The organism is Pseudomonas monteilii, from assembly GCA_001534745.1.
GTDB lineage: Bacteria > Pseudomonadota > Gammaproteobacteria > Pseudomonadales > Pseudomonadaceae > Aquipseudomonas > Aquipseudomonas alabamensis.
In genome coordinates this window covers 3,625,984-3,647,329 of record CP013997.1, presented here as the reverse complement: position 1 = coordinate 3,647,329, position 21,346 = coordinate 3,625,984, and the positions used below count along the sequence as shown (strand labels likewise).

The 21,346-nt window shown below is 60.0% G+C and carries 12 protein-coding genes, 2 tRNA genes, 3 rRNA genes and 1 pseudogene; 10 read left to right on the top strand and 8 right to left on the bottom strand.

Going from position 1 to position 21,346, the window contains the following annotated elements; all coding sequences use genetic code 11:
* Positions 1 to 8 precede the first annotated feature (8 nt).
* On the top strand, positions 9 to 884 hold the full coding sequence (locus APT63_15540; protein ID AMA46912.1) for an efflux transporter periplasmic adaptor subunit: 876 nt from the start codon (positions 9 to 11) through the stop codon (positions 882 to 884).
* 56 nt (positions 885 to 940) lie between these two features.
* On the opposite strand, the pseudogene APT63_15535 reads toward APT63_15540, so the two are convergent.
* The 3 genes and pseudogenes from APT63_15535 to APT63_15525 all read right to left on the bottom strand — a co-directional run bounded on the left by APT63_15535 (position 941) and on the right by APT63_15525 (position 4,610).
* A pseudogene (locus tag APT63_15535) lies at positions 941 to 2,113 on the bottom strand (histidine kinase).
* A gap of 167 nt (positions 2,114 to 2,280) precedes the next feature.
* Positions 2,281 to 3,351 carry a diguanylate cyclase AdrA gene (locus tag APT63_15530; protein AMA47917.1) on the bottom strand — a complete coding sequence of 357 codons (1,071 nt, stop codon included), beginning with the start codon at positions 3,349 to 3,351 and terminating at the stop codon, positions 2,281 to 2,283.
* Between the two features lie 344 nt (positions 3,352 to 3,695).
* Entirely contained in the window at positions 3,696 to 4,610 is a 915-nt protein-coding gene (locus APT63_15525) for a hypothetical protein (protein AMA46911.1), read from the bottom strand.
* Positions 4,611 to 5,065: 455 nt separating this feature from the next.
* Between APT63_15525 and APT63_15520 the strand changes: the two genes are divergently transcribed.
* From APT63_15520 to APT63_15490, 7 genes are all read left to right on the top strand, one after another.
* Positions 5,066 to 6,612, top strand: a 16S ribosomal RNA gene (locus APT63_15520).
* A gap of 76 nt (positions 6,613 to 6,688) precedes the next feature.
* Positions 6,689 to 6,765: transfer RNA gene (locus tag APT63_15515), tRNA-Ile, on the top strand.
* A 31-nt stretch (positions 6,766 to 6,796) separates the two neighbouring features.
* Positions 6,797 to 6,872 (top strand) — tRNA-Ala (locus tag APT63_15510).
* Between the two features lie 242 nt (positions 6,873 to 7,114).
* Positions 7,115 to 10,027 (top strand): 23S ribosomal RNA (locus APT63_15505).
* Between the two features lie 115 nt (positions 10,028 to 10,142).
* Positions 10,143 to 10,258 (top strand): 5S ribosomal RNA (gene rrf / locus APT63_15500).
* The 16S, 23S and 5S rRNA genes sit together here with 2 tRNA genes alongside, the layout of an rRNA operon.
* Positions 10,259 to 10,504: 246 nt before the next feature.
* Positions 10,505 to 11,695, top strand: a complete 1,191-nt coding sequence (locus tag APT63_15495; protein ID AMA46910.1) for a hypothetical protein — start codon at positions 10,505 to 10,507, stop codon at positions 11,693 to 11,695.
* A gap of 242 nt (positions 11,696 to 11,937) precedes the next feature.
* Positions 11,938 to 13,581: an acetolactate synthase gene (locus tag APT63_15490; protein ID AMA46909.1), complete on the top strand. Its 1,644-nt coding sequence runs from the start codon at positions 11,938 to 11,940 to the stop codon at positions 13,579 to 13,581.
* Between the two features lie 57 nt (positions 13,582 to 13,638).
* On the opposite strand, the gene APT63_15485 is transcribed toward APT63_15490, so the two are convergent.
* Positions 13,639 to 14,289: a transcriptional regulator gene (locus APT63_15485; protein ID AMA46908.1), complete on the bottom strand. Its 651-nt coding sequence runs from the start codon at positions 14,287 to 14,289 to the stop codon at positions 13,639 to 13,641.
* A gap of 107 nt (positions 14,290 to 14,396) precedes the next feature.
* Between APT63_15485 and APT63_15480 the strand changes: the two genes are divergently transcribed.
* Positions 14,397 to 15,803 carry an MFS transporter gene (locus tag APT63_15480; protein AMA46907.1) on the top strand — a complete coding sequence of 469 codons (1,407 nt, stop codon included), beginning with the start codon at positions 14,397 to 14,399 and terminating at the stop codon, positions 15,801 to 15,803.
* Positions 15,804 to 15,864: 61 nt separating this feature from the next.
* Positions 15,865 to 16,431, top strand: a complete 567-nt coding sequence (locus tag APT63_15475) for a metal-binding protein (protein ID AMA46906.1) — start codon at positions 15,865 to 15,867, stop codon at positions 16,429 to 16,431.
* Positions 16,432 to 16,494: 63 nt separating this feature from the next.
* On the opposite strand, the gene APT63_15470 is transcribed toward APT63_15475, so the two are convergent.
* The 4 genes from APT63_15470 to APT63_15455 all read right to left on the bottom strand — a co-directional run bounded on the left by APT63_15470 (position 16,495) and on the right by APT63_15455 (position 21,277).
* Positions 16,495 to 17,610, bottom strand: coding sequence for an acetoin utilization protein (locus APT63_15470; GenBank protein AMA46905.1), 1,116 nt, complete (start codon positions 17,608 to 17,610; stop codon positions 16,495 to 16,497).
* Positions 17,611 to 17,752: 142 nt separating this feature from the next.
* Entirely contained in the window at positions 17,753 to 18,625 is an 873-nt protein-coding gene (locus tag APT63_15465; protein AMA46904.1) for a protein QbdB, read from the bottom strand.
* Positions 18,626 to 18,721: 96 nt separating this feature from the next.
* A complete protein-coding gene (locus APT63_15460; protein AMA46903.1) occupies positions 18,722 to 19,705 on the bottom strand; it encodes a helix-turn-helix transcriptional regulator in 984 nt (327 codons plus the stop codon).
* 318 nt (positions 19,706 to 20,023) lie between these two features.
* Entirely contained in the window at positions 20,024 to 21,277 is a 1,254-nt protein-coding gene (locus APT63_15455; GenBank protein ID AMA47916.1) for a ribonucleotide-diphosphate reductase subunit beta, read from the bottom strand.
* Positions 21,278 to 21,346: the final 69 nt, after the last annotated feature.

The window sequence follows — 21,346 nt, the reverse complement described above, 5'->3', positions numbered from 1 at the left end:
AGCCTGTCATGCGTATGACCGCCCGTGTTCTGGTCACCTTGTGCGTGGTGATCGTCGCCCTGTTCGCCGGTTACCAGCTGTGGCAGTACTACATGCTCACGCCCTGGACCCGTGATGCGCGGGTGCGCGCCGACGTGGTCGTGATCGCGCCGGATGTGTCGGGGTGGGTGAGCGAGCTCAGGGTGCGGGACAACCAGGCGGTCAAGGCCGGTGAGCTGTTGATGCGCATCGATCGGGAGCGTTTCCAGGCGGCAGTGGACAAGGCCAAGGCCGTGGTCGAGACCCGCGCGCAGCAAGCACGCCTGCGCGAACGCGAAGCGGCGCGCCGGGTGGCGTTGGGGGCCGAGGCGATCAGTGCCGAAACCCGCGAGAACGCGCAGATCACGGCCGCCATCGCCCGTGGCGAACTGCACCAGGCCCAGGCGGACCTGGAGCTGGCGAAGATCAACCTGGCGCGCAGCGACGTGCGTGCGCCCCGGGCAGGACACATCACCAACCTGCGCCTGGCGCAGGGCAACTACGCCACGGCCGGGCAGTCGGTCATGGCGCTGGTGGACGATGCCACGTTCTACGTGCAGGCCTATTTCGAGGAAACCAAACTGCCGCGTGTACACGTGGGTGATCCGGTGCAGGTGTGGTTGATGAGCGCGGGGGAGCCGCTCGCCGGTCGTATCGACAGCATCAGCCGGGGGATCAACGACCGCAACACGACGCCAGATGGCCAGTTGCTCGCCGAGGTGGAACCTACGTTCAACTGGGTACGGCTGGCGCAGCGCATCCCGGTGCGCATTCGGCTCGAGCAGGTGCCGGCAGACAGGGTGCTCAGCGCCGGCATGACGGCCAGCGTGCGGGTTCATCAGAGCGCCGATCGCTCCGACCGCTGATGGTGTTCGGTCGCACCCGACAGCGGGTTGCCGCCGGCCTTGGGCAGCACGTGCGTCAGCGGCAAGGTGAAGGTGAACGTTGTGCCGGCGGCCTGGTTCGAGACGACGCTGAGACGCCCGCCATGGGCCACGGCGATCTGGTTGGCGATGTAGAGCCCCAGCCCCAGGCCTTGCCGAGGCTTGCCATCGACCGGGCTTGAGAACGGCTGGAACAGATGCGCCAGGATGGCAGGCGGGATCGGCTCCCCCTGGTTGTGGACGCTCAGGCGCAGCATGTCGCGCTCGACCTCGGCCTGTATGGTGATGGGGCCATCGCTCGCACCATGATTGAGGGCATTGGCGATCAGGTTGGAGAGCAGTTGCATGACCCGCTCCCGATCGCAATGCACGCCGTGCAGGGCCTGCAGGCACAGGCGAATGTCTCGGTGCGGATGCACGCTGTGCAGTTCCAGGGCGACGTGCTCGATGGCCTTGTCGAGGTCCGGGCAGGGGCGCACGTCCAGCAGGATGCCTCCACCCAGCCGGCCTCGAGCGAAGTCCAGTACATCGCGTACCAGTTGTGACGCGCGCTTGCCGCAAGTCTGGATATGCCGCGCGATGGTCACGTCGCGTGGCGATGTGAGGCGTTGCGCCAACAGCTCGGCCCCTGCACTGATGGCGAACAACGGATTGCGCAGGTCATGACCCAGCACGGCGATGAAATGCTCGCGCACGTCGGCCATGGCACGCGCTTCGAGCAGGGCGTGCTCGGTGCGTTGCGCGCTCTCTTCGCTGGCGATCTGGATCGACAGCAGCCGGGCGAAGGCCTCCATCATCGGCACGATGGCGCTGCCTTGCAGGGCGGCGGGCTGTACGTCGAGCGCGCAGAGGGTGCCGAAGAAACGGCCGTCGGTGCGCAGGATGGGCACCGAGATGTAGCTTTCGAAATGGTGCAGGCGAGGGGCCTGGTGGTGACAATAACGCGGATCTTCACGGGCATGGTCGATCACGATGGTGCGACGGGTCGCCCGGATGTCGTGGCACAGCGTCGTGGTCGCGTCCAGGGCATCGCCCGGCTTGAGGCCGACCTGGTTCAGGTCGAGCACGGCGCAGGCCGTCCAGCGGTCTTCGGTCACCCGCGCCACGGCCGCGAAGCGCAGGCCGGTCTGCTCGTGGATGACTTGCAAGATGGCGGGCACCGCCGTGATGCGCCCAAGGATTGCGATGTCGGCTGCGATGTCGATGCTCATACCTTACCTGGCGGCTTGTCAGGACGGACCGTGTGCCGCTCAGTCTAGTCGGCAGGTCATCGCGGCGGGGCACGAGCGCAGGTCGAATCGAAGGCATCGCACAATGTATTGACGTGCGTCATGCCGCAAAGGTGGTGGCGCGACCGCCTCGCCGGGCATCAGGCTCGTCAGTCGGGGTTGACCAAGCGCAATTGCGGGTGCGACGGGCGTGCGAAGACCCGGTCGCGGCCTTGGTGCTTGGCGGCATAGAGCGCCTTGTCGGCGTTCTCCAGCCAGGCGTCGGCACTGACCAGGTCGGCACGGAAGCTGGCCAGCCCGATGCTCAGGCTGATGCGCAGCTCAGGCAACAGCGGATCATGGTAGCTGGCGATGCGCTGCCGCACGCGGTCCATGATCTGGTAGGCCTGGGCTTCTGTGACGTCCCGCAGCAGTACACAGAACTCGTCGCCGCCATAACGGCCGGCGCGGTCGGTCGGGCGCAGGTTGCCCTTGAGTTCCTGGCTCAGCAGGCGCAACACGGTATCGCCCACGGCATGGCCGAAAGTGTCGTTGATGGGCTTGAAGTGGTCGACATCGATCAGCGCGATGATGGCGTGCTCGCCCTTCGTCTGGCAGCGATTGAACGCTATTTTCAGCAGGTTCTGCCAGGCGCCGTGGTTGAGCAGGCCGGTCAGGCTGTCCGTACGGCTCAGGACGCCCAGGCGTTGCTTGTGTTCGGACAGCGTGATCGCCAGGCGGTAGGACACCCAGCCAAGCGCCAGTGGGTAAAACGTCAGCATCGGCAGGCAGGCATAGACCTGGTAGGGGGTGACGTCGAGTTGCAGGTTCAGGCCGAAGCAGGCGACGCCCAACGTCATGCCGATCAGTTGCGCGAGCATGCCGTGGGCCACCAGGCGCTTGCCGCCCACGGCCACGTTGTTCATGGTTACCATCGACAGAATGGTCAGGCTGGGGAGGGGGTTGAACTGCATGCAGGCGATCCAGAACCCGGTCATCAAGGAGTCGATCAGCAGGTTGCGTCGCTCGGCCTTGTAAGGGATGCGTGCGCGTGACGCCCAGCAGTAGGCAACGTGCGGCCAGACCAGCCCATTGAACAGGACCAGGCCCCAGACCCAATCGGGCAGGCTCAGCGTGGTGAATACCGCCAGCACGGCGATCAGGCCGAGCACCTTGCCCACGATGCGTGGCCAGTAGATGCGTTTGACGAAAGAAAGACCGCTACCGGTCGTGTTGTCGATCATGATCGAGGTCAATCCCTGGGCGCGTCGGGGCGCACGTTGCAGGCAAACGGTTTTAGAAGCACTTCTATAGGGAGGAACTTGACCTTGAGGCCGATATGGGGCCGTTTCGATCACGATGCCTGCCAGGCATATGGCGTGGCGGTGCAGCACTGCCGGCGGCGACGATCGTCGCCTGACGAAAAGGACATTGCGTCAGGCCTGCTTATGATAGCCGTACGCAGCGAGCAGGGAATGGGCTATTCGAAAAAATACGACGGTATGCGGGCGCTGCCGATCAGCGGTGGAGGTGGGAGGGGAAAGCAGCATGGGCAGCCAGGGCTGGCGGCTGCCCATGCAGGACGTCATGGCTTGCGTGACGAACCTTCGTCGGCGTCGCGCCGGCGTTCTGACTTGGAAGCGTCAGGCTTTTCGAGATCAGGGGAAGGGTGTTCGCTGTCGCTGCGAACCTGGGCGTGACTGATCAAGGCAAAGATGAAGCTGCCGCCGATGATGTTGCCGGCCAGAGTCGGCAACGCGAACTGAAGCCAGAAGTCGCCCCAGGTTTGCTCGCCTGCCCAGACCAGATAGGAGACCTCGACCGAACCGACCACGATATGGGTGAAGTCGCCCAGGGCCATCAGGTAGGTGATCAGTATGATGATCCAGATCTTGGCGTGCTCCATGGACGGGATCATCCAGACCATGGTGGCGATCATCCAGCCCGAGATGATGCCCTTGGCAAACATCTGAGCGATGTCGTTCTCCATGACCTTGCGCCCGATGTCGAGGAAGGCCGCGTCGGTCTTGATGTCGAAGATCGGCAGTTCGAGCATGACCCAGGCCACCAGCAGCGTGCCGGCCAGGTTGCCGACCAGTACCACGCCCCACAACCTGAGCAGGCGTCCGAGATTGGCGAAGGTCGGGGCGCTCATCAGCGGCAGCACGGCCGTGAGGGTGTTCTCGGTGAAGAGTTGCTGACGGGCGATGATGACGGCCAGGAAGCCGGCGCTGTAGCCGAGGCTGGCGATCACGTGGCTGCTTTCGACGTCCGGCAAGCGTGCCGAGAACAGGCCCATCGCCATGAAGGACAATCCCATGCTCAGGCCGGCAGCCAGGGCCGACCACCAGAGGGCCGCCACGGTGCGCTCGAGCTCGTGATCACCCTGGGTGCGAATGATCTCGTGCAGCACGGCGGCGCGGGGAGGTTGGTTGTGGCTGGCTTCCTGCTCTTCGTCGGCCGAGAGGCCCGGGGTCTTTTCTTCGTGTTCGTCGTTCATGAAGGGTTCGCTCTGCAGGTGACTGTAGGTACAGATCAGAGCGGCCTTAAATAGTTGCCTGGGCCCCATCCAGGGATTTGGAAATATTTTCGATATCGTGGTTGACACTGTCTGTGAATGACGTATTATTCGCCTCCCGCAGCGATGCACTTGCAGCGGGGTCAAGCGCGGCATGAAGTGATCACGGTTTCGACAGAAACCAGATCGAAAAAAACTTCAAAATAAACGCTTGACACACAACGAGGACAGCGTAGAATGCGCGCCTCGGTTGAGACGAAAGCTTCTCAGCCAAACGCTCTTTAACAAATTGAATCAAGCAATTCGTGTGGGTGCTTGTGAGTTTGGACTGATAGTCACATAGATTATCAGCATCACAAGTGACACATGAGTAATCATAGTAGTCATTTGAGATTGCTGAGCCAAGTTTAGGGTTTCTTAAAAACCCAAGCAGTATTGAACTGAAGAGTTTGATCATGGCTCAGATTGAACGCTGGCGGCAGGCCTAACACATGCAAGTCGAGCGGATGACGGGAGCTTGCTCCCGGATTCAGCGGCGGACGGGTGAGTAATGCCTAGGAATCTGCCTGGTAGTGGGGGACAACGTTTCGAAAGGAACGCTAATACCGCATACGTCCTACGGGAGAAAGCAGGGGACCTTCGGGCCTTGCGCTATCAGATGAGCCTAGGTCGGATTAGCTAGTTGGTGAGGTAATGGCTCACCAAGGCGACGATCCGTAACTGGTCTGAGAGGATGATCAGTCACACTGGAACTGAGACACGGTCCAGACTCCTACGGGAGGCAGCAGTGGGGAATATTGGACAATGGGCGAAAGCCTGATCCAGCCATGCCGCGTGTGTGAAGAAGGTCTTCGGATTGTAAAGCACTTTAAGTTGGGAGGAAGGGTTGTAGATTAATACTCTGCAATTTTGACGTTACCGACAGAATAAGCACCGGCTAACTCTGTGCCAGCAGCCGCGGTAATACAGAGGGTGCAAGCGTTAATCGGAATTACTGGGCGTAAAGCGCGCGTAGGTGGTTTGTTAAGTTGGATGTGAAAGCCCCGGGCTCAACCTGGGAACTGCATCCAAAACTGGCAGGCTAGAGTACGGTAGAGGGTGGTGGAATTTCCTGTGTAGCGGTGAAATGCGTAGATATAGGAAGGAACACCAGTGGCGAAGGCGACCACCTGGACTGATACTGACACTGAGGTGCGAAAGCGTGGGGAGCAAACAGGATTAGATACCCTGGTAGTCCACGCCGTAAACGATGTCAACTAGCCGTTGGAATCCTTGAGATTTTAGTGGCGCAGCTAACGCATTAAGTTGACCGCCTGGGGAGTACGGCCGCAAGGTTAAAACTCAAATGAATTGACGGGGGCCCGCACAAGCGGTGGAGCATGTGGTTTAATTCGAAGCAACGCGAAGAACCTTACCAGGCCTTGACATGCAGAGAACTTTCCAGAGATGGATGGGTGCCTTCGGGAACTCTGACACAGGTGCTGCATGGCTGTCGTCAGCTCGTGTCGTGAGATGTTGGGTTAAGTCCCGTAACGAGCGCAACCCTTGTCCTTAGTTACCAGCACGTTATGGTGGGCACTCTAAGGAGACTGCCGGTGACAAACCGGAGGAAGGTGGGGATGACGTCAAGTCATCATGGCCCTTACGGCCTGGGCTACACACGTGCTACAATGGTCGGTACAGAGGGTTGCCAAGCCGCGAGGTGGAGCTAATCTCACAAAACCGATCGTAGTCCGGATCGCAGTCTGCAACTCGACTGCGTGAAGTCGGAATCGCTAGTAATCGCGAATCAGAATGTCGCGGTGAATACGTTCCCGGGCCTTGTACACACCGCCCGTCACACCATGGGAGTGGGTTGCACCAGAAGTAGCTAGTCTAACCCTCGGGAGGACGGTTACCACGGTGTGATTCATGACTGGGGTGAAGTCGTAACAAGGTAGCCGTAGGGGAACCTGCGGCTGGATCACCTCCTTAATCGACGACATCAGCCAGCTGATGAGCCCCCACACGAATTGCTTGATTCTTTGTACGAAGACGATGCTGTAACGCGACCCTGTTATAGGTCTGTAGCTCAGTTGGTTAGAGCGCACCCCTGATAAGGGTGAGGTCGGCAGTTCAAATCTGCCCAGACCTACCATTTCATGGTGCGGCTTGATGCTACGACACACGGGGCCATAGCTCAGCTGGGAGAGCGCCTGCCTTGCACGCAGGAGGTCAGCGGTTCGATCCCGCTTGGCTCCACCACTTCCATCGTCGCCGCTGTTCAGAACTTAGAAATGAACATTTGCAGCCTGAAGCTGTGAAATGTTGATTTCTGACTTTTGTCAGATCGTTCTTTAAAAATTCGGATATGTGATAGAAATAGACTGATGGCCACTTTCACTGGTGGTGATCAGGCTAAGGTAAAATTTGTGAGTTCTGCGCGAAAGCGCAACATGCGAATTTTCGGCGAATGTCGTCTTCACAGTATAACCAGATTGCTTGGGGTTATATGGTCAAGTGAAGAAGCGCATACGGTGGATGCCTTGGCAGTCAGAGGCGATGAAAGACGTGGTAGCCTGCGATAAGCTTTGGGGAGTCGGCAAACAGACTGTGATCCAGAGATCTCTGAATGGGGGAACCCACTCAGCATAAGCTGAGTATCCTGCACTGAATACATAGGTGCATGAGGCGAACCAGGGGAACTGAAACATCTAAGTACCCTGAGGAATAGAAATCAACCGAGATTCCCTTAGTAGTGGCGAGCGAACGGGGACCAGCCCTTAAGTTGGTTGAAGATTAGTGGAACGCTCTGGAAAGTGCGGCCATAGTGGGTGATAGCCCCGTACACGAAAATCTTCTTCCAATGAAATCGAGTAGGACGGAGCACGAGAAACTTTGTCTGAATATGGGGGGACCATCCTCCAAGGCTAAATACTACTGACTGACCGATAGTGAACCAGTACCGTGAGGGAAAGGCGAAAAGAACCCCGGAGAGGGGAGTGAAATAGAACCTGAAACCGTATGCGTACAAGCAGTGGGAGCCTACTTGTTAGGTGACTGCGTACCTTTTGTATAATGGGTCAGCGACTTATATTCAGTGGCGAGCTTAACCGAATAGGGGAGGCGTAGCGAAAGCGAGTCTTAATAGGGCGAACAGTCGCTGGGTATAGACCCGAAACCGGGCGATCTATCCATGGGCAGGTTGAAGGTTAGGTAACACTGACTGGAGGACCGAACCGACTACCGTTGAAAAGTTAGCGGATGACCTGTGGATCGGAGTGAAAGGCTAATCAAGCTCGGAGATAGCTGGTTCTCCTCGAAAGCTATTTAGGTAGCGCCTCATGTATCACTGCTGGGGGTAGAGCACTGTTTCGGCTAGGGGGTCATCCCGACTTACCAAACCGATGCAAACTCCGAATACCAGCAAGTGCCGAGCATGGGAGACACACGGCGGGTGCTAACGTCCGTCGTGAAAAGGGAAACAACCCAGACCGTCAGCTAAGGTCCCAAAGTCATGGTTAAGTGGGAAACGATGTGGGAAGGCTTAGACAGCTAGGAGGTTGGCTTAGAAGCAGCCACCCTTTAAAGAAAGCGTAATAGCTCACTAGTCGAGTCGGCCTGCGCGGAAGATGTAACGGGGCTCAAACCATGCACCGAAGCTACGGGTATCACCACTAGGTGATGCGGTAGAGGAGCGTTCTGTAAGCCTGTGAAGGTCAGTTGAGAAGCTGGCTGGAGGTATCAGAAGTGCGAATGCTGACATGAGTAACGACAATGGGAGTGAAAAACTCCCACGCCGAAAGACCAAGGTTTCCTGCGCAACGTTAATCGACGCAGGGTTAGTCGGTCCCTAAGGCGAGGCTGAAAAGCGTAGTCGATGGAAAACAGGTTAATATTCCTGTACTTCCGGTTATTGCGATGGAGGGACGGAGAAGGCTAGGCCAGCTTGGCGTTGGTTGTCCAAGTTTAAGGTGGTAGGCTGAGATCTTAGGCAAATCCGGGATCTCAAGGCCGAGAGCTGATGACGAGTTGCCTTTAGGCGACGAAGTGGTTGATGCCATGCTTCCAAGAAAAGCTCCTAAGCTTCAGATAATCGGGAACCGTACCCCAAACCGACACAGGTGGTTAGGTAGAGAATACCAAGGCGCTTGAGAGAACTCGGGTGAAGGAACTAGGCAAAATGGCACCGTAACTTCGGGAGAAGGTGCGCCGGCGAGGGTCAAGGACTTGCTCCGTAAGCCCATGCCGGTCGAAGATACCAGGCCGCTGCGACTGTTTATTAAAAACACAGCACTCTGCAAACACGAAAGTGGACGTATAGGGTGTGACGCCTGCCCGGTGCCGGAAGGTTAATTGATGGGGTTAGCGCAAGCGAAGCTCTTGATCGAAGCCCCGGTAAACGGCGGCCGTAACTATAACGGTCCTAAGGTAGCGAAATTCCTTGTCGGGTAAGTTCCGACCTGCACGAATGGCGTAACGATGGCGGCGCTGTCTCCACCCGAGACTCAGTGAAATTGAAATCGCTGTGAAGATGCAGTGTATCCGCGGCTAGACGGAAAGACCCCGTGAACCTTTACTATAGCTTTGCACTGGACTTTGAATTTGCTTGTGTAGGATAGGTGGGAGGCTTTGAAGCGTGGACGCCAGTCTGCGTGGAGCCATCCTTGAAATACCACCCTGGCAACTTTGAGGTTCTAACTCAGGTCCGTCATCCGGATCGAGGACAGTGTATGGTGGGTAGTTTGACTGGGGCGGTCTCCTCCCAAAGAGTAACGGAGGAGTACGAAGGTGCGCTCAGACCGGTCGGAAATCGGTCGTAGAGTATAAAGGCAAAAGCGCGCTTGACTGCGAGACCCACACGTCGAGCAGGTACGAAAGTAGGTCTTAGTGATCCGGTGGTTCTGTATGGAAGGGCCATCGCTCAACGGATAAAAGGTACTCCGGGGATAACAGGCTGATACCGCCCAAGAGTTCATATCGACGGCGGTGTTTGGCACCTCGATGTCGGCTCATCACATCCTGGGGCTGAAGCCGGTCCCAAGGGTATGGCTGTTCGCCATTTAAAGTGGTACGCGAGCTGGGTTTAGAACGTCGTGAGACAGTTCGGTCCCTATCTGCCGTGGACGTTTGAGATTTGAGAGGGGCTGCTCCTAGTACGAGAGGACCGGAGTGGACGAACCTCTGGTGTTCCGGTTGTCACGCCAGTGGCATTGCCGGGTAGCTATGTTCGGAAGAGATAACCGCTGAAAGCATCTAAGCGGGAAACTTGCCTCAAGATGAGATCTCACTGGGATCTTGAATCCCCTAAAGGGCCGTCGAAGACTACGACGTTGATAGGTTGGGTGTGTAAGCGCTGTGAGGCGTTGAGCTAACCAATACTAATTGCCCGTGAGGCTTGACCATATAACACCCAAGCAATCTGCCAAGCGCAGGTTGGGTGCGAAGACACACGAACCGAAAGTTCGCAAACACACAAAGATCACATATCCGAATCTGCTGGCCTGTCGATACGACGGTCCGGCTACCGAATTTCTTGGCGACCATAGAGCATTGGAACCACCTGATCCCTTCCCGAACTCAGTAGTGAAACGATGCATCGCCGATGGTAGTGTGGGGTTTCCCCATGTGAGAGTAGGTCATCGCCAAGATTCATTTCGCAAAACCCCTATCTGCATATGCAGGTAGGGGTTTTGTCTTTTCTACGCCCGAAACCCCGAGCGCACCTCGCCTTGACGCCATGAGGCAAAAGCGCAGAGCGTTCACGTCTGTCTTTCAATAGGCCGACTCGCGCCTGGCTAATTGAGGTTTCCCGCGTTCGTGTCGGAAGCGTCTGACTGTCACCCCCCAGGCTTTGCCCGCTTAACTGTGACCTTCTTACCGTGAAGGATCTGCAGATGGATAATGCCCTCCCTCCTTTTCGCCAGAGCGTCTATTCACATGGACTGATCTGCCTGGCAATTTCCCTGTTCACCGTCTTGTTCATCGAGATCGTCAGCGGCCGTGCACAGGCCTGGCTGGGCGTGTGGCCCGACTACCAGGACATGCTGCTGCATATCGGCGAACCCCTGGGCCGCCTGCGCTGGTTCCTGGGCGACATGAGCGAGGCGACCTTCTACAAGCACGAACTGGCCTCGCTGGGGTTGCTATGGGGCGGCTGGTTCGCCCATCAGGCTTGCCGGCGTGCCTCTGGCTGGCAAGGCTTCGCCATCTGCCACGGCAATGGAGGTTGGGGATGGGTGGTCGGCAGTTCGGTCGTCAGCCTACTGCTGAGCAATGCCCTCTGGGGATGGACGCTGCAATGGGGCAACTGGCAACCCACCTATGTGGCTTTCGTGTCCGTTCCGGCCTTGCTGGTGATGGCCCACGGCGGTGGGTGGCGGGTGCTGTGCAGTGGTGCCGTACTGGGCGCTCTGCTGGTCACGCCCATCAGCCTGCTGCTCTTCAATTTAATGTGTCGGCCCCTGAATTGGCCGAGCGTCACAGGCAACATGCTCGGCGTGGCGATCGCGTGTGCCTTGGCCTCACGCCTGTGTACGCATTACTCCCACTGGCTGGGCAGTCGTCAGTGCGATTTTGCAAAACGGCCGGTGAAGGTCCACACAGGGCACGGCCCCGTGTGGATCCTGCGGCGCGTGCTGGCTGACTTCAGCGAAGTGATGTTTTTCGGCAACGAGTGGGCCAGTCTGGGTCTGTTGGGCGGCGTGTTGCTGGCCTATCTGCTGTCGCCTGTCAGCCCTGCCTACGGTTCAGACCTCGTCCCCGAGCTGATCGCTGGCCAAGCCCTGGCCTCGTTGCTGGGCATCCTGATCTGGCGGCGGCATTGGATCAGCCTGGGCTGGTACCCCACCTACCTGCCCATCGTCTCGATCGTGCCCGTCGCCTTGATGACCTATGGGGGCCAGCTCAGCGTCATCCTCTGGAGCGCTCTACTCGGGGCCACCATTCTGCCGCCCCTGGCCATTGCCATCACGCTGCGCTTGCCGGACGACCTGCACGTGCACATCGGCTGTGCCCTGGCCATGGCGTTGGGCACCTTGGTGCTGAATCCACTCATCGGCCTGCTCATCGGCCCCTCGACGTTTTGAGGTCGTGACCCGGAGGTGTTTGTTGCTGCACGGGCAATAAAGCCTGGACGCCGTCAGTCATGCACGGCACCCTTGTCACCGATTGCGACAGGAACGTGATCGCACGTGACTTTCGCGTGCTGACGTTGCGTCAAGACCTTGTTCGCGATCCACAGACAGGCTCGCGGACCGACCGATGCAGCGCTGTGCGCTGAAACATGCCCGGATTCACCACCGCACTATCACTTGAGGTAAGAAGCAAGATGGCCAAGGCCGCCGATGTCGTTGTGCAATGCCTGGAAAACGAAGGTGTCGAGTTTGTATTCGGCATCCCAGGTGAGGAAAACCTCGACCTGCTCGAGTCCCTGCGCAAATCCAAGATCAAGCTGGTACTGACTCGCCACGAACAGTCCGCAGGCTTCATGGCGGCGACCTATGGCCGTCTGACCGGCAAGACCGGCGTCAGCCTGTCGACCCTCGGCCCAGGCGCCACCAACCTGGTGACCGCCAGCGCCTACGCTTATCTCGGCGGCATGCCGATGATGATGATCACCGGCCAGAAGCCGATCAAGAAGTCCAAGCAGGGCCGCTTCCAGATCATCGACGTGTGCGGCATGATGGACCCCATCACCAAGTACACCCACCAGTTCGCCTCGGCCGACAACATCCCGGCCCGCATGCGTGAAGCCTTCCGCCTGGCCGAAGAAGAAAAGCCCGGTGCCGTGCACCTGGAGCTGCCGGAAGACATCGCCGCCGAGCAGACCGATGCCCTGCCGATCCCGCGCAGCCTGCACCGTCGCCCGCTGGCCGAGCACAAGGCCATCGAAGCTGCCGTGCAGAAGCTGCAGAACGCTCGCAGCCCGATCCTGGTGATCGGCGCCGGCGCCAACCGCAAGATGACCGCCAAGGTCCTCAAGCAGCTGATCGACAAGACCGGCATCCCGTTCATCACCACCCAGATGGGCAAGGGCGTGGTCGACGAGCGTCACCCACGCTTCCTCGGTAACGCCGCCCTGTCGTCCGGTGACTTCGTGCACCGCGCCGTCGAGGCCGCCGACCTGATCATCAACATCGGCCACGACGTGATCGAGAAGCCGCCGTTCTTCATGGTCCGTGGCGGTACCGAAGTCATTCACATCAGCTTCCGCAGCGCCGAAGTCGATGCCGTGTACTTCCCCCAGGTCGAAGTGATCGGCGACATCGCCAACACCGTCTGGCAGATCGGCGAAGCCCTGAGCGACACCAGCCACTGGGACTTCACCCGCCTGATGGCGATCCGTGAGGCCAACGAAGCGCAGATCGCCGAAGGCGCCGACGACGACCGCTTCCCGGTCTACCCGCAGCGCCTGGTTGCCGACATCCGTCGCGTACTGCCGTCCGAAGGCATCGTGGCGCTGGACAACGGCATCTACAAGATCTGGTTCGCCCGCAACTACAAGGCGCACAAGCCCAACACCGTGCTGCTGGACAACGCCCTGGCGACCATGGGCGCCGGCCTGCCGTCGGCCATGGCTGCGCACCTGGTCTACCCGGAGCGCCCGGTCATCTCGGTCTGCGGCGACGGCGGCTTCATGATGAACAGCCAGGAGCTGGAAACGGCCGTACGTCTGGGCATGCACATCACTGTGGTGATCCTGCGTGACGATGGCTACGGCATGATCCGCTGGAAGCAGGCCAACATGGGCTTCACCGATTTCGGCCTGGACTACGGCAACCCGGACTTCGTCAAGTACGCCGAAGCCTATGGCGCCAACGGCCACCGCGTGGAAAGCGCAGACGGCCTGTTGCCGCTGCTCGAGCACTGCGTGAAGACCCCAGGCGTGCACGTGATCGACTGCCCGGTCGACTACAGCGAGAACGACCGCATCCTCAACAGCGAACTGCGTGAGCGTGCGCTGGCGGTCTGACCCCTGCAATCGCCCGTACTGCCAGCCATTGGCAGTACGGGCGGCATGGTCCTGCATTCAGAGTGGACTGATCCTGTAGCAACAACGCCGTGCCTGAGCCAGGATATGCTCGGTTCTCTCCACACGTGCGCCCAGGATCCGCTCGAACAGCTCCAGTTCGGAGCGACAGAAACCTTGGCAAGACGCCGCTGCCGAACAGATCGGGCAGTGATTCTCGATGAACGTCAGGGTGCCATCCGTCTCAAGGGCATACTCCGCCATGTACCCTTCGCGACAGCGTGCCTCGGTCAGGCGCTGGACCTTTTCCACGAGCGAATCCGTTTCACCGATCGCCTTCAGGTAGGTGTCGAGATTCTGCCGTTCGCGGATCGAGATCAGCGTCTCGATGGCCGGCTCCCCGAAAGCCTGGCGCACCGAATCGAGCAGTTGCACCGTCAGGTCCGCATGCGTGTCGGGAAAACGACCATGCCCTTTGCTCGTCAACTGCCAGAACTGCGCAGGGCGTCCCACCCCTCGCGCTTCCGAATACGCCTCCACCCACCCCTGTGCAGCCAGCTTCGCGAACTGCTGCCTGGCCGCTTCGGGCGTCATGCCCAATACCTGACCTGCATCGACCGCCTGTTGCGCACCACGTGTCTTGAGCAGGTGGAGCAGACGATCCGCCGTGGCCTGTGGCCTGTCCTCGATGTCCTGATGGTGGCTTGACAACGGCAACCTCTCCCTTCAAGAATAAAAAAAGAATTCACTTGTTTTATTAAGCGTAACCCACGGCGCGGATTCAGACAATCCGCACGAGGATAAGCCAGGAGGGCTGTATGGATACTGTGAATGCAAGTTGGGGGAGCCTGCTGTCAGGCCGCAATGGCGCACGTTCGCTCGCCTTGTCAGGGGGGGTGGCGTTGCACGCCATCAATATCTACATCGCGACCACCGTGTTGCCGTCTGTCGTCGCCGAGATCGGCGGAGTCAGTCTCTATGCCTGGAACATGACGCTGTTCGTCGTGGCGTCGATTATTGGTTCGGCCCTGACGGCTCGCCTGTTGGCACGCCGTGGATCGCGCGGCGCCTACGCGGTAGCGGCGCTGTGCTTCATGCTGGGCAGCCTGACCTGCGCCCTTGCGCCCAGCATGACCGTGATGTTGATAGGCCGAACGCTGCAAGGCCTGGGCGGAGGTTTCCTGTTCGCGTTGAGCTATTCGATGATTCAAAGCGTCTTCGCGGAGCGCTTGTGGCCACGGGCCATGGCATTGATTTCAGCCATGTGGGGTGTCGCCACCCTGTTGGGGCCGGCCATCGGTGGCATCTTCGCCGAGTACGACGCCTGGCGCATGGCCTTCGGTATCCTGGTCCCCATCACGCTGCTCTACACCGTATTCGTCTGGTGGGTGCTGCCGGCCAAAGAGGGCGGAAGCGACGGCGGTGCGCTGGCCATTCCACAGCTCATGGCCTTGACTGCCGCGGTGCTGGCGGTCAGTGCCGGCAGCGTCTCGAGCGTACCGGCGCTGAACGTGCTGGGCGTCGTCACCGCGCTGTTGCTGGTGGTCTGGATCGCACGCCTGGAGCGCGTGAGCGAGGTCCGCTTGCTGCCGCAGGGTGCCCTCCGACTGTCCTCGCCCTTGTGTGCGCTCTACCTGACCATGGGGTTGCTGGTGGTCGGCATGACCAGCGAAACCTTCGTGCCGTACTTCCTGCAGACGCTGCAGGGCCAGACACCGCTGGTATCCGGCTACATCGCCGCGCTCATGGCTGCGGGCTGGACGGTCTCGGAAGTCATGAGCTCCGGCTGGCAGGCACGAGGCGCACGCCTGGCCATCATCAACGGGCCGATCTGCGTGTTCGTCGGCATGGCCATGCTGGCGGCCGCCAGCCCCATCGCGTCGCTGGGCGATGCGTGGGTCATGACCGGCATCTGCGCAGGGCTCGGCCTGGTCGGTTTCGGCATCGGCCTGGGTTGGCCGCACTTGTTGACGCAGGTGTTGGTCATCACGCCCGAGGCGGACCAGGAGGCCGCTGGCGCTTCGCTCACCACCGTTCAATTGTTCGCCACGGCGTTGGGTGCGGCCTTGAGCGGCATGATCGTCAACCTGGCCGGGCTCGGTGATGGCAGCACGGACGTCGCTACGCTCAGCCATGCAGCGTTCTGGCTGTTCGCGCTGCTGGCGCTCGCCCCTTTGCTGGGGATCTTCAGTGCCATCAAGGCGGCTCGCAGCTTCGCCTCCTGAGGCGGCAGTCCGCGACCCGCTGTGCTAGGGTGCAGGCACTCACCCAAGGACACCTGCTTTCATGCTGCCTGCACTCTCCGAAAAAGAACTCAACCGCCTCGAAGACCTGCTGATCACCTACGGCAACGACTTCTCCGTCATCAACCTGGCCGAGCTCAACGGCTTCTTCACCGCCCTGGCCAGCTCGCCGGCCCGGGTCAACGCCGAGCGCTGGCTGCCTGCCGTCAGCGGCGGCAAGGTGCCCAAGTTCAAGAGCGCCGCCCATGGCGAGGCCTACACCGCCCTGATGCTGCGCTACTGCGACCAGATCGACCAGGCACTGGTGTCGGACCTGGACGGTTTCGAGCCATTGTTCGAGGAAGGCGAGGGCGAGGAGGGGCCGGTCACCATCCTGGAAGAGTGGTGCTTTGGCTACATGCGCGGTACCCAGGTCGCCGAATGGGCGGACTTGCCTGCCGAGCAGGACGCGTTGCTCAAGACGATTTCCCTGCATGGCCTGGAAGACAACGTCGAGCTGCTCGATGCCATGAGCGAGGCGCAGCGGCAAGCCTGCGTACCCGAGGTCGTCGAGGCCGTGCGTGGGCTCTACCGCCATCAGCAGCAGGTCGCTGCCGGTACCCGACACTAGAGGCGGGGGAGGCGAAAGGCCTGGCGTTCCCGAAAGGAACGCCAGGCTGTTGCGCTTCTAGAGTCAGGTCAAGCCGAAGTTTCTGGTCATCTCCCCGATCAATTCGCTCTGAAGCTGACGATGAGCAGCATTTGGCTGCTGCTGTTCGATCAGTCCTCTTAACGGGTCGTTCACGTCGGTGCTCACACCTGACAACTCCTCGATCACCGCCTGGCCACAAAACGGCACATACGCCTCGGCATACCCGCCTTCATGCACCAGTACCAGTCTCCCCTGGCACAGGCGTTCGGCTACTTCACGAACGGTCCTGGTCATACTGCGAAAGCTTTCACTGTGCAGCAGCATGCGCGCCAAGGGATCCACGCCATTGGCGTCGAAACCACAGGCCACCACGATCAATTCGGGCCCGAAACGCTCCAGCGCTGGTACCACGATGCGCGTCATGGCTTCCATATAGGCATCGTGGCCACTGCCAGGCAGTAGTGGAATATTGAGGTTGGCCCCCATCCCTTCGCCTTCGCCACGATCTTCGGCACCGTTATAGCCTGGTGGGAAACAACCGTCCTGGTGCAAGGAAATGGTGAGCACGTCAGCACGGTTGTAATACACCGCCTGAGTGCCATTGCCATGGTGTACGTCCCAGTCGATCACTGCGACTTTGCCAAGACCATGGCGCGCCTTCGCCGCTTCGATGGCGATCGGAATGTTCGCCAGCATGCAGAACCCCATGGCATGGTCTGGCAGGCAATGGTGCCCCGGTGGGCGTGACAAGGAATAGGCATTGTCAGCTTCGCCCTTGAGCACGGCATCGACGGCTGCCATCGCTAGACCGGCGGACAGTTTGGCGATTTCGTAGCTACCGGGTCCGATGGGCGCGTGGTCACCAAGGTCACCTCCGCCAGCGTCGCTCAGGGCCTTGAAACGCTCCAGGTAATGCGGCGGATGCACGCGCATCAAGTCTTCTTCGCTGGCAGGCGCTGCGCTGCGAAGGTCTAACCGGCGGGTGAGGCCGGAAACATCCATCAGGTTTTTCAGGCGCCGTTTGGTTTCCGGCGATTCGGCATGGCCGGCGGCCGAGGGGGGTTGCACCCAGCCACCCACTGGCAAGACCAGAGCATATTGGCTGGCACTATGCCAAAGCGACAGTTCATCAAAGAAAAAAGCAGTACGACGGCTCATGTTCGGTTGCTCCGCGGTTTTGAAATGGGCTTGCAAGGTTCATGTCGGAAGAGAGGCGCAGGGCGCAGACGGCTGCCGAGGGTGGCAGGCACTGTCAGAAACGACAGAGCATTGGCCATCAGGATCAGCGCTATTCCCCACGTCAAAACACGTGAGTCAGGCGCAGCAACGCCTGGGCGCCGTGGTAGCCGTTGTCGGTGTCGACGTTGTGCGAGAAGGACACCATCAGTTGGTTGTTGCGATCCAACCAGTGACCAAGTTCGGCACCCAGTTGGGTGTAGCGCTGATGGGTAGCATCGAGCGTATGGTCGTTCAGGCTCAGTTCCCCGCCCTCGGCATGTATGAGGCGTAGTGCGCCATAGGTGGTCGGGGTGAAATCATAGGAAGCGAATGCCTGCAGGCGGTAAAGCGGCGCCTGCTCCAGGGGCATGCCGTAATAGTCGTCGTTCTTGCCGTAGAACTGCGCTTCGAGGTTGGCCTCCAGCACCCAGCGCTCCCCCACGCCTTGGGTGTAGTTGTAGTTGAAGGTCAAGCCCCAGCGATTGGCGCCCGGTGAGACGCCTGGGTTGTTGCTGTGATACTCGCCCACGGGCACTGTCAGGAGGCTGAGCAGCCCGCTGTAAGTACGGCTTGCCGGGTCGTTGATGATGAACAGCGTGCCGCCGAGTTGAGGGTCGCCAACGCCACGCTCGGCCGTCTGTTCGGTAGCGCCCGGTAAACGTGCGTCGATGTCCACGTAAGGCACGATGAATTGTGGTGTGCAGAGGGTGCCGCAGGCATCGGTGAACAGCACGTGGCGGTAAGCCAGAGCGTTGACCTCAAGCGTGGCCTTGCCGTTGGCATCCGCTGCGCCATGGAAGTTATGGGCGCGGTTGGCGGATAGGTAGAGCACGCCCAGCTGGGTGCCTGAGGGGGCAGAGAAGAAGTCTCTGGCGTTCATGTCGGCGGCCTGTGCGGTCAGCGACAGCAGGGTATAACCAAGCAAGGCCGTGCGGGTCAGGTAAGCAGGGAGCATGGGCGGTGCGCCTCTCTCTTTTTATAGTGTAGTTTTCAGGCAAAGCTCCGCCCTTGTCCTGCCGGGCAGGGCAGCGACGTTCAGGCAGTAGGAAGGTCAGTCGACGGGCGCGTGGATGAGGTGGGCGATGCTCACCTTGTCGTTCACTCCCAGCTTGGAATAGATGGTGCGGATATGATGACGAACCGTGTTGGGTGCTAGGCCCAGGTCCCGGGCAATTTCTTTATAGGTCTTGCCTTCGCCAAAGCGCCGCGCCACTTCGTTCTCGCGAGCGCTGAGGTGGTGCATCAGGCCGTGACTTCTTCCGGTGAGCAGCAACAGGTCGCCCACGGCTGACGCTTCCAGCAACAATTGGTTTCCCTGGTAGCCGTCCAGACCGATCGTGTCGGGCAATTGCGGGCCGGTCCAGTCGGGCCACTCGCTGAGCAACAAGTCGATGAAGCCGCGTTCGGCACAGTGCAATGTGCCACGTGCGTCGCACACTGCCAGGGCTAGGGTAGAAGAGTGGGCCAGGCTTTCGCGCTTGGTGACCAGGGTGCGGATCTGATTGGCCGATACCGCAGCGGTCAGGTGCCCCATCAGGTTGTCCAGCAGCAGTTTATCCTGTGCAGTGAAAGCGTCAGCGTCTGGAGCCCGGTAGAGCGTAAGGTGATCGATTAGCCCGGTTTGCGGGTCTGAATGGATGACGCAAAGAAATTCGCGAAAACCGTGGCGTTTACCCAACCAGCTCAGGCCCGGTGTGCTTTTGCCGCTGTCGATGAGCACCGTTTTTCTGGGCGTGGCGATGGTCAAGCCCACGGTAATGTCCTCGTGGCGAATCGATTGCCAATCAGCCACGTACTCCGGTGGTAAGTTGAGCAGGTGCGAGCTGTGCATTTCCGGTAGGCCGTCGACGATGGCCGCGCGCCCCCACCAGGCTCTGTCGAATGGGAGCAAACGTTGCAACAAGGCCAGAGCCTGGGCGTGAAAATGCTCGATCGGCCGGTCGCGGGCCAAGCGCTGGATCTCCAGTGTGATTTCACTGAAGGCTTTCAGCAGGTCAATTCCAATCGTGTGATCAGCAGGGTCATTGCTGTTCATGCGGTTTCCCCGATTGCGACGTTGTTGTTGTTCTGTCACGGCATGGGTAACAGCCTGGCGTCGAGGTGACGGGGCTTGGACTGAGTATCGGATTGTTCGAGGCGTGTCGCCATCCTACAGATGCAGGATAGGAGGAGGGGGATCAGGCAGGTATCGGCGGGCTGTGGGAATACCGTAAGCGCTCCATGAATTCCATCCGCCTTAAGTTGGGTGACGCGTGCTTAGCGAGGCGATATCGGCGAGCAGTTCTCTGGCAGGGCGACAGCCCTTAAGCGAAAAAGGCTGCCCAAAGGCAGCCTTTTCATAAAGCCAGGCGAATCAATCCCAGCTCAACGCCCCACCGGTCTGATACTCGATCACGCGGGTCTCGAAGAAGTTCTTCTCTTTCTTCAAGTCCATGATCTCGCTCATCCACGGGAACGGGTTGGTGGTCCCTGGGTACTCTTCCTTCAGGCCGATCTGGGTCAGGCGACGGTTGGCGATGAACTTGAGGTAGTCCTCCATCATCGCCGCGTTCATGCCCAGTACACCGCGCGGCATGGTGTCGCGTGCGTATTCGATCTCCAGCTGGGTGCCCTGCAGGATCATCTGGGTCGCTTCTTCCTTCATCTCGGCGTCCCACAGGTGCGGGTTCTCGATCTTGATCTGGTTGATCACGTCGATGCCGAAGTTCAGGTGCATGGACTCGTCACGCAGGATGTACTGGAACTGCTCGGCGACGCCGGTCATCTTGTTGCGGCGACCCATGGACAGGATCTGGGTGAAGCCGCAGTAGAAGAAGATGCCTTCGAGCACGCAGTAGTAGGCGATCAGGTTGCGCAGCAGCTCCTTGTCGGTCTCGACGGTACCGGTGTCGAATTCCGGGTCGGAGATGGCGCGGGTGTACTTCAGGCCCCAGGCGGCTTTCTTCGCCACCGACGGGATCTCGTGGTACATGTTGAAGATCTCGCCTTCGTCCATGCCCAGCGATTCGATGCAGTACTGGTAGGCGTGGGTGTGGATCGCCTCTTCGAAGGCCTGGCGCAGGATGTACTGGCGGCACTCCGGGTTGGTGATCAGGCGGTACACGGCCAGGGCCAGGTTGTTGGCGACCAGCGAGTCGGCGGTGGAGAAGAAGCCGAGGTTGCGCATCACGATGCGGCGCTCGTCTTCGGTCAGGCCGTCCTGGGCACGCCACAGGGCGATGTCCGCGGTCATGTTGACCTCTTGCGGCATCCAGTGGTTGGCGCAGCCGTCCAGGTACTTCTGCCAGGCCCAGTCATACTTGAAGGGCACCAGCTGGTTGAGGTCGGCGCGGCAGTTGATCATGCGTTTCTCGTCGACCGCGACACGGGCCGAGGAGCCTTCCAGCTCGGCCAGGCCTTCGGCGATGTCGAGCTTGTCCAGCGACGCCTTGGCGCGCTTGACGGCCTCGGAGTCGGTGGCGACGACGGCACGAGCCTGTTGCGCAGCGGCATCGCCGGCGCTGTCGAGCTTGTCCAGGGCAGTGGCCGATTCGGCCTGGGGGGCATGGGTGTTGCCTTTGGCGGCGACGTCGCCGTCTTCTTTATCGAATTCGTCCCAGCTCAGCATGGTGAACATCTCCTGCTCGAGGGGCCTTCCATGACGGAAAGCCAGTGGATCATGGTTGCGGTGCCTGAG